Source organism: Melaminivora alkalimesophila (assembly GCF_000282995.1).
Taxonomy (GTDB): Bacteria; Pseudomonadota; Gammaproteobacteria; order Burkholderiales; family Burkholderiaceae_C; genus Melaminivora; species Melaminivora alkalimesophila.
The window spans coordinates 1-7363 of record NZ_ALEE01000700.1 but is presented as its reverse complement, the minus strand read 5'-3'; the positions used below and the strand labels follow the sequence as shown (position 1 = coordinate 7363).

Below are 7363 nucleotides of genomic sequence, written 5' to 3'. Positions count from 1 at the left end.
CCAGTGGCTGGCCGGCAACCGGCCGGTACTGCTTGGGCAGCGGGTCGGCCGCTCCCGCCGCGCTGGCGCGGGAACCCGTGCCGGCGCAAGGCACCAGCGCCCACAGACGCGGGCCGGCTGCGCGGAGCACGGCCGGCGGGCCCGACAAAGAGTTCACGGAGCGCGCGTCGGTCATGGGCGGCATTCTAGAATCGCCTTTTGCCGCCCGGGCGGTCTGCGCGCCTCCCCCTCCTTGCCGCGCCCCGCCGCCCCATCCGCATGCAGCTTCCCAGACTCTCCCCCGGAAAACGCTTTTCCCTGCCGCGCCCCGTCGGCAGCGCCGACGCCCTGCTGCTCGCCCGCCTGGCGGCGCGCGAGGCCGGCGAGCGGCGCACCACCGCCATCGTCACAGCCGATGCCACCGACGCGCGCCGCCTGCTCGACGAGCTGGCCTTCTTCGCGCCCGAGCTGCGCTGCGCGCTGTTTCCCGACTGGGAAACCCTGCCCTACGACAGCTTCTCGCCCCACCAGGACCTGATCAGCGAGCGCCTGGCGACGCTGTGGCGTATCTCGCAGGGCGAGGTGGACGTGGTGCTGGTGCCGGCCACCACGGCCCTGTACCGCCTGGCGCCGCAGTCCTTCCTCGCGGCCTACACCTTCCATTTCCAGACCGGCCAGAAGCTCGACGAGGCGCGGCTGCGCGCGCAGCTGGCGCTGGCCGGTTACCAGCACGTCTCGCAGGTCGTCAGCCACGGCGAATACGCCGTGCGCGGCGGCCTGATCGACCTCTACCCCATGGGCGCGCCCATGCCCTACCGGGTGGACCTGTTCGACGACGAGATCGACTCCATCCGCACCTTCGACCCGGACAACCAGCGCAGCCTGTACCCGGTGTCCGAGGTGCGCCTCCTGCCGGGCCGTGAATTCCCCATGGACGACGAGGCGCGCGCGCGCTTTCGCCGGCGCTGGCGTGAGCTGCTGGAGGGGGATCCCACGCGCAGCCGCATCTACAAGGACATGGGCAACGGCGTCGCCACCGCCGGCATCGAGTACTACCTGCCGCTGTTCTTCGAGGACACGGCCACGGTCTTCGACTACCTGGGCGCCGAGGCCACGCTGGTGCTGCACGGTGACCTGGAGGCCGCCTTCCAGCGTTTCTGGCAGGACACGCGCGACCGCTATCGCCTGATCCAGGGTGATCCCGATCATCCTGCGCTGCCGCCCGAGGCGCTGTTCCTCACGGCCGAGCAGTTCTATGCCCAGGCCAAGCCCCATGCCCAGCTGGCGCTGCGCCCCGGGGCGGACGAATCGGCGGACAAGGGCGTGCCTGAATTCCAGCCACTGCCCGACCTGTCGGTCGCCCGCGCCGCCGAGGATCCGCTCACGCGCCTGCAGGCGCACCTGCGCACAGATGCGCGGCGCACCCTGCTGCTTGCGGAGAGCGCCGGGCGGCGCGAGAGCCTGCTGGATTTCCTGCGCGCCTCGCAGATCCACCCTCCGGCCTTCGATTCACTCGCCGACTTCGAGGCCGAGCCGGCCGAGCGCGTGGGCATCGCCGTCGGCGCCCTCGCCCAGGGCTTCGCCTGGTCGGGCGGCGGCATCGACTTCGTCACCGAGACCGAGCTGTTTGCCGCCAGCGGCAGCACACGCCGGCGCCGCAGGCAGGAGCAGGCGAGCGACGTCGAGGCGCTGATCAAGGACCTGTCGGAACTCAAGGTGGGCGACCCGGTGGTGCACGCCCAGCACGGCATCGGTCGCTACCGCGGGCTGGTCCACATGGATGTGGGCCAGAAAAACCCCGATGGCACGCCGGCCCTGCAGGAATTCCTGCACCTGGAATACGCCGATGCGGCAGTGCTCTACGTGCCGGTGAGCCAGCTGCAGCTGATCGGCCGCTACACCGGCATCTCGGCCGATGAAGCGCCGCTGCACAAACTCGGCAGCAGCCAGTGGGAGCGCGCCAAGCGCAAGGCCGCCGAGCAGGTGCGCGACACCGCCGCCGAGCTGCTGAACATCTACGCGCGCCGCGCCGCGCGCCAGGGCCACGCCTTCCGCTTTCCGGCCCAGGACTACGAGCAATTCGCCAGCGACTTCGGCTTCGAGGAGACGGCCGACCAGAAGGCCGCCATCCACGCCGTGGTGCAGGACATGATCAGCCCGCAGCCCATGGACCGGCTGGTCTGCGGCGACGTGGGCTTCGGCAAGACCGAGGTCGCCCTGCGCGCTGCCTTCGTGGCGGTGTCGGGCGGCCGGCAGGTGGCGCTGCTGGCGCCGACCACACTGCTGGCCGAGCAGCACTACCGCACGCTGGTGGATCGCTTCTCCAAGTGGCCGGTGAGGGTGGCGGAGGTCTCGCGCTTCCGCTCGGGCAAGGAAGTGGCGGCCGCCCTGCAGGGCATCGCCGACGGCACGGTCGACATCGTGGTCGGCACGCACAAGCTGCTCTCCGAATCGACCAAATTCAGGAACCTGGGCCTGCTGATCATCGACGAGGAGCACCGCTTCGGCGTACGCCACAAGGAGGCGATGAAGCAGCTGCGCGCCGAGGTGGACGTGCTGACGCTCACCGCCACCCCCATCCCGCGCACCATGGGCATGGCGCTGGAGGGGCTGCGCGACCTGTCGGTGATCGCTACCGCGCCCGAGCGGCGGCTGGCGATCAAGACCTTCGTGCGAAGCGAGAGCAACGGCGTGATCCGCGAGGCGGTGCTGCGCGAGCTCAAGCGCGGCGGCCAGGTCTATTTCCTGCACAACGAGGTCGAAACCATCGAGAACCGCCGCCAGGCGCTGGAGCAGATCCTGCCCGAGGCGCGCATCGCCATCGCCCATGGCCAGATGCCCGAGCGCGAGCTGGAGCGCGTGATGCGCGACTTCGTGGCGCAGCGCTTCAACGTGCTGCTGTGCTCGACCATCATCGAGACCGGCATCGACGTGCCCTCGGCCAACACCATCGTGATCGCCCGCGCCGACAAGTTTGGCCTCGCGCAGCTGCACCAGCTGCGCGGGCGCGTGGGCCGCAGCCACCACCAGGCCTACGCCTACCTGATGGTGCCGGACATCGAATCGCTGCCCAAGCAGGCGGCGCAGCGCCTGGACGCCATCCAGCAGATGGAGGAGCTGGGCAGCGGTTTCTACCTGGCCATGCACGACCTGGAAATCCGCGGCGCCGGCGAGGTGCTGGGCGAGAACCAGAGTGGCAACATGCTGGAAGTGGGTTTTCAGCTCTACAACGAGATGCTGGCCGAGGCCGTGAAGGCGCTGAAGGCCGGCAAGGAGCCCGACCTGCTCGCGCCCATGCAGGCCGCCACCGACATCAACCTGCACGCCCCGGCCCTGCTGCCGGAAGACTACTGCGGCGACGTGCACCTGCGGCTGTCCTTCTACAAAAAGCTCGCCACCGCCAAGACCGGCGAGCAGATCGACGCGCTGCTGGAAGAGCTGGTGGACCGCTTCGGCAAGCTGCCGCCCCAGGCGCAGACGCTGATCGACGTGCACCGCCTGCGGTGCTTAAGCCAGGCCTACGGCGTGGTCAAGGTCGATGCGGCGCCCGGCGTCATCACCATCACCTTCAAGCCGCAGCCGCCGGTGGATCCGATGGCGATCATCCAGTTGATCCAGAAGAACAAGCACATCAAGCTGGCGGGCAACGAGAAGCTGCGCATCGAGCGCGCGCTGCCTGACGCATCGGCGCGCGCCCAGCTGGTGCGCGACGTGCTGCGCAGCCTGGGGCGCCCGCTCACCGAAGCGGTGCCTGCCTGACGCCGGAGGTGAGCCGCCGCATGTTCCTCGAAGCCGCCCTCGCTCTCCTGGCCCTGGCCCTCGCACTCGTGGCGCGGCCGTGGCGCATGCTCGCCAGCCAGAAGCCGCTGGTGCACGAAGAGCATGGAGCGCCCGCGGCCCTGTGGACGCCGCTGCTGGCGACGCTCGCCATCCTGCCCTGGGCCTGGGCGCTGCCGACGCTGCACCGGATGCCGCTGCAGCTGCAGTGGTCGGGCGCCTGCCTGGTGCTGCTGATGCTCGGCTGGCCGCTGGCGGTGCCGACGCTGCTGCTGGTCGGCGTGATCGCCACGCTGGTCTCGCCAGGCCTGTCGTGGCCCGAGGCACTGGGCCTGGCGGTCTGGTCCGGCGTGGTGCCCGCCACGCTCGCCATGCTGCTGGGCGTGCTGGTGCGCCGCCTGATGGGCGAGCGCAGCTTCGGCGGCGCGCGCGTGTTCATCTATGTGCTCGGCCGCGGGTTCCTGGGCACGGCGGTGTGCATGTTCGCCGCCGGCACACTGGCACAGTGGACCGGCCATGTGCTGCCCGGCGTGGGCGAGGGCCTGTCGCTGGTCGCGCGCTGGCTGATGGCCTGGGGCGATGCCTTCGTGACCGGCATGCTCAGTGCCGTCTTCGTCGCCTTCAAGCCGCAATGGCTGGCAACCTGGTCCGACCGTATCTACCTGCCCCGCCCCTGAACCCGCGCCGCGGAACAGTCCTCTTTTTGCCTTCCTTTCTCGCCATGCCAACCACCGTTTCCGAATTTGCCCCCGGCCTCGCCATCCAAGGCATCACGCCGCCGCTGAAGCTTGCGGATTACCGCCTCATCGCCTTCGACATGGACTCGACCCTCATCAGCATCGAGTGTGTCGACGAGATCGCCGACGCCGCCGGCAAGAAGGCCGAGGTCGCTGCCATCACCGAAGCCGCCATGCAGGGCGTGATCAGCGACTACAAGGAAAGCCTGCGCCAGCGCGTTGCGCTGCTCCGGGGCGTGGAGGTCGAGCATCTGGAGCGCGTGTACCGCGAGCGGCTGCGCTTCACCTCCGGCGCCAGGGAGCTGATCGACGCCGCCCACGCCGCCGGGCTGGCGACGCTGCTGGTCTCGGGCGGTTTCACTTTTTTCTCCGACCGCGTGAAGGAGCATCTGGGCATCCAGTTCGCCCGCGCCAACGTCCTGGAGGTGGAGGACGGCCGGCTGACGGGGCGCATGGTCGACCAGCCCTGGGGCGACATCTGTGACGGCGCCGAGAAGCGCCGCACGCTGCTGGAGCTGGCCTCGCTCATGGGCATCGAACCGCGCCAGACCATCGCCGTCGGCGACGGCGCGAACGACCTGCCAATGATGGGCGCGGCGGGGTTGTCGGTGGCCTACCACGCCAAGCCGGCCGTGCGCGCCCAGGCCCAGGTCGCGATCAACTCGGGAGGCCTCGACCGGCTGCTGGAAGTGCTCCACTGACCGACCAGGGCGGCGGAGCCATGCCGGATAAGGATCCGCTTTCATATATACATATGAAAATAAAGAAGAGCGGAAAGCCGCTGGCAGGGCTTACACTGGAGACTGGCAGTTACCCTCTTGTGCAAAGAGATTGCCTCTGCTAGTGCAACTCAGAAAAAGGAACCGCTTTCCATGTTGAAGAAGACCCTCACGGCCGTCGCGCTGGCCGCCGCCGCATTCAGTGTCCATGCCGCCGACGTGCTCAAGGTGGCAGCCACGGCCGTCCCGCACGCCGAGATCCTGAATTTCGTCAAGCCCCAGCTCAAGGCCCAGGGGATCGAGCTGCAGGTGCGCGAATTCAGCGACTATGTGCAGCCCAACGCCGCCGTGCAGGACAAGCAGCTCGACGCCAACTTCTTCCAGCACCAGCCCTACCTGGACAGTTACAACCGCGACCGCAAGAGCGATCTGGTCATGGTGCCGAACGGCAAGGTGCACGTCGAGCCCTTCGGCGCCTACTCCAGCAAGATCAAGGACGTGAAGGAGCTCAAGGACGGCGCCACCATCGCCATCCCCAACGACCCCTCCAACGGCGGGCGCGCGCTGATCCTGCTGGCCCAGCAGGGCCTGATCGAGCTCAAGGACGCCAAGAGCCTGACGCCCACGCCGCTGGACATCGCCAAGAACCCGAAGAAGCTCAAGTTCAAGGAGCTGGAGGCGCCCCTGCTGCCGCGCGCCCTGGCCGATGTGGACCTGGCGCTGATCAACACCAACTACGCCATCGAGGCCAAGCTCAACCCGACCAAGGACGCGCTGTTCATCGAGGGCGCCGACTCGCCCTACACGAACATCGTGGCGGCCCGCGCCGACCGCGCGTCCGACGCGAACATCGCCAAGCTGGTCAACGCGCTGCGCACGCCCGAGGTGAAACAGTTCATCCAGGACAAGTACAAGGGCGCCGTGGTGCCTGCGTTCTGATTCGCGCTGCACCACCGCAACGAGAAGAAGCGCTGCCACCGGGCAGCGCTTTTTTCATGGCGACCGGCGCGCCCCCCTTCAGGCGCCCTGCCAGACCCACCAGGCGAGCGCGAACATCAGCACGCCGGTCAGGCCATCCATCACCTGCCACGCGCGCGGGTTGGCAAAGACGCCGCGCAGCCGGCGCCCTGCAAAAGCCAGCACCAGAAACCAGGCCAGGCTCGCCGACGCCGCGCCCAGCACGAACACCGCCTTCAGCCAACCCTCCTGCCGCGCCCCGATGGAGCCGATCAGCACCACCGTGTCGAGGTAGACGTGCGGATTGAACAGGGTGATCACCGCCAGGCCGCTGACCACGCCCAGCAACCCGCGCGCGACGCGCTCGCCGCCCGCGGCCGCGGGAACCACCGGCGGCACGAACAGCGCCCGGTGCCAGGCGAACAGGCCATAGGCAAGAAGGAACAGCGCCCCACCCCACTGCAGCCACTGCGCCAGGGCCGGCGAGCTGCCAAGCAGCTGCGCCATGCCGGCCACGCCCACCCCGACCAGCAAGGCATCGCTCGCCACGCACCACGCCACGCAGGCACGCACGTGCTCGCCCTGCACCGCCTGGCGCAGGACATAGAGGTTCTGGGCACCGATGGTGGCGACCAGCGAAAAGCACACGGTGAAACCCGCGATCCAGGAGGAGGAAGCAGCAGAAGAAGCGAACATGGGCGCGATCGTAGGCGGCTCCGAGGTTCAAGTACACTTCAATTTACTGAATCACATTAAGGATTGCTTATGATGGACTACGCCGGGCTCGAGGCGCTGGCGGCGGTGTTGCGCGAGGGCAGTTTCGAGCGTGCCGCGCGGCGGTTGCACGTCACGCCTTCGGCCGTCTCCCAGCGCATCAAGCAGCTGGAAGAGCGCGCCGGGCAGGTGCTGGTGCTGCGGGGTACGCCTTGCACCGGCACCGAGGCCGGCCGGCGCCTGTGCCTGCACCTGGAGCAGGTGCGGCTGCTGGAAAACGAACTGCGCCGCAGCCACCCCGACCTGCTGGCGGGCGGCCACGCGCCGGCCCCCACGCTCAAGCTGGCCGTCAACGCCGATTCGCTGTCCACCTGGTTCATGGACGCGATGGCGGCTTTCACCGCAGGTGGCAACGAGCTGCTGGACCTGCGCATCGACGACCAGGCCCACACCGGCGAGCGGCTGCGCGACGGCGAGGTG

At 68.9% G+C, this 7363-nt stretch carries 6 protein-coding genes; 5 read left to right on the top strand and 1 reads right to left on the bottom strand.

Going from position 1 to position 7363, the window contains the following annotated elements:
• Window positions 1–258: 258 nt before the first annotated feature.
• The 4 genes from mfd to A612_RS13580 all read left to right on the top strand — a co-directional run bounded on the left by mfd (window position 259) and on the right by A612_RS13580 (window position 6151).
• Window positions 259–3738, top strand: coding sequence for a transcription-repair coupling factor (gene mfd, locus A612_RS13595; protein WP_019375010.1), 3480 nt, complete (start codon window positions 259–261; stop codon window positions 3736–3738).
• A gap of 20 nt (window positions 3739–3758) precedes the next feature.
• Window positions 3759–4433, top strand: a complete 675-nt coding sequence (locus A612_RS13590) for a hypothetical protein (RefSeq protein WP_019375009.1) — start codon at window positions 3759–3761, stop codon at window positions 4431–4433.
• A gap of 44 nt (window positions 4434–4477) precedes the next feature.
• The gene (serB, locus tag A612_RS13585) at window positions 4478–5194 is read left to right on the top strand and encodes a phosphoserine phosphatase SerB (RefSeq protein ID WP_019375008.1); all 717 of its coding nucleotides are present in this window, start codon (window positions 4478–4480) and stop codon (window positions 5192–5194) included.
• Window positions 5195–5365: 171 nt separating this feature from the next.
• A complete protein-coding gene (locus A612_RS13580) occupies window positions 5366–6151 on the top strand; it encodes a MetQ/NlpA family ABC transporter substrate-binding protein (protein ID WP_019375007.1) in 786 nt (261 codons plus the stop codon).
• Between the two features lie 78 nt (window positions 6152–6229).
• Here A612_RS13580 and A612_RS13575 read toward each other — a convergent pair whose 3' ends face one another.
• Window positions 6230–6865: a LysE/ArgO family amino acid transporter gene (locus A612_RS13575; RefSeq protein ID WP_019375006.1), complete on the bottom strand. Its 636-nt coding sequence runs from the start codon at window positions 6863–6865 to the stop codon at window positions 6230–6232.
• Window positions 6866–6934: 69 nt separating this feature from the next.
• Between A612_RS13575 and A612_RS13570 the strand changes: the two genes are divergently transcribed.
• On the top strand, window positions 6935–7363 hold a 429-nt coding region (locus tag A612_RS13570), incomplete at its 3' end, for a LysR family transcriptional regulator (RefSeq protein ID WP_019375005.1).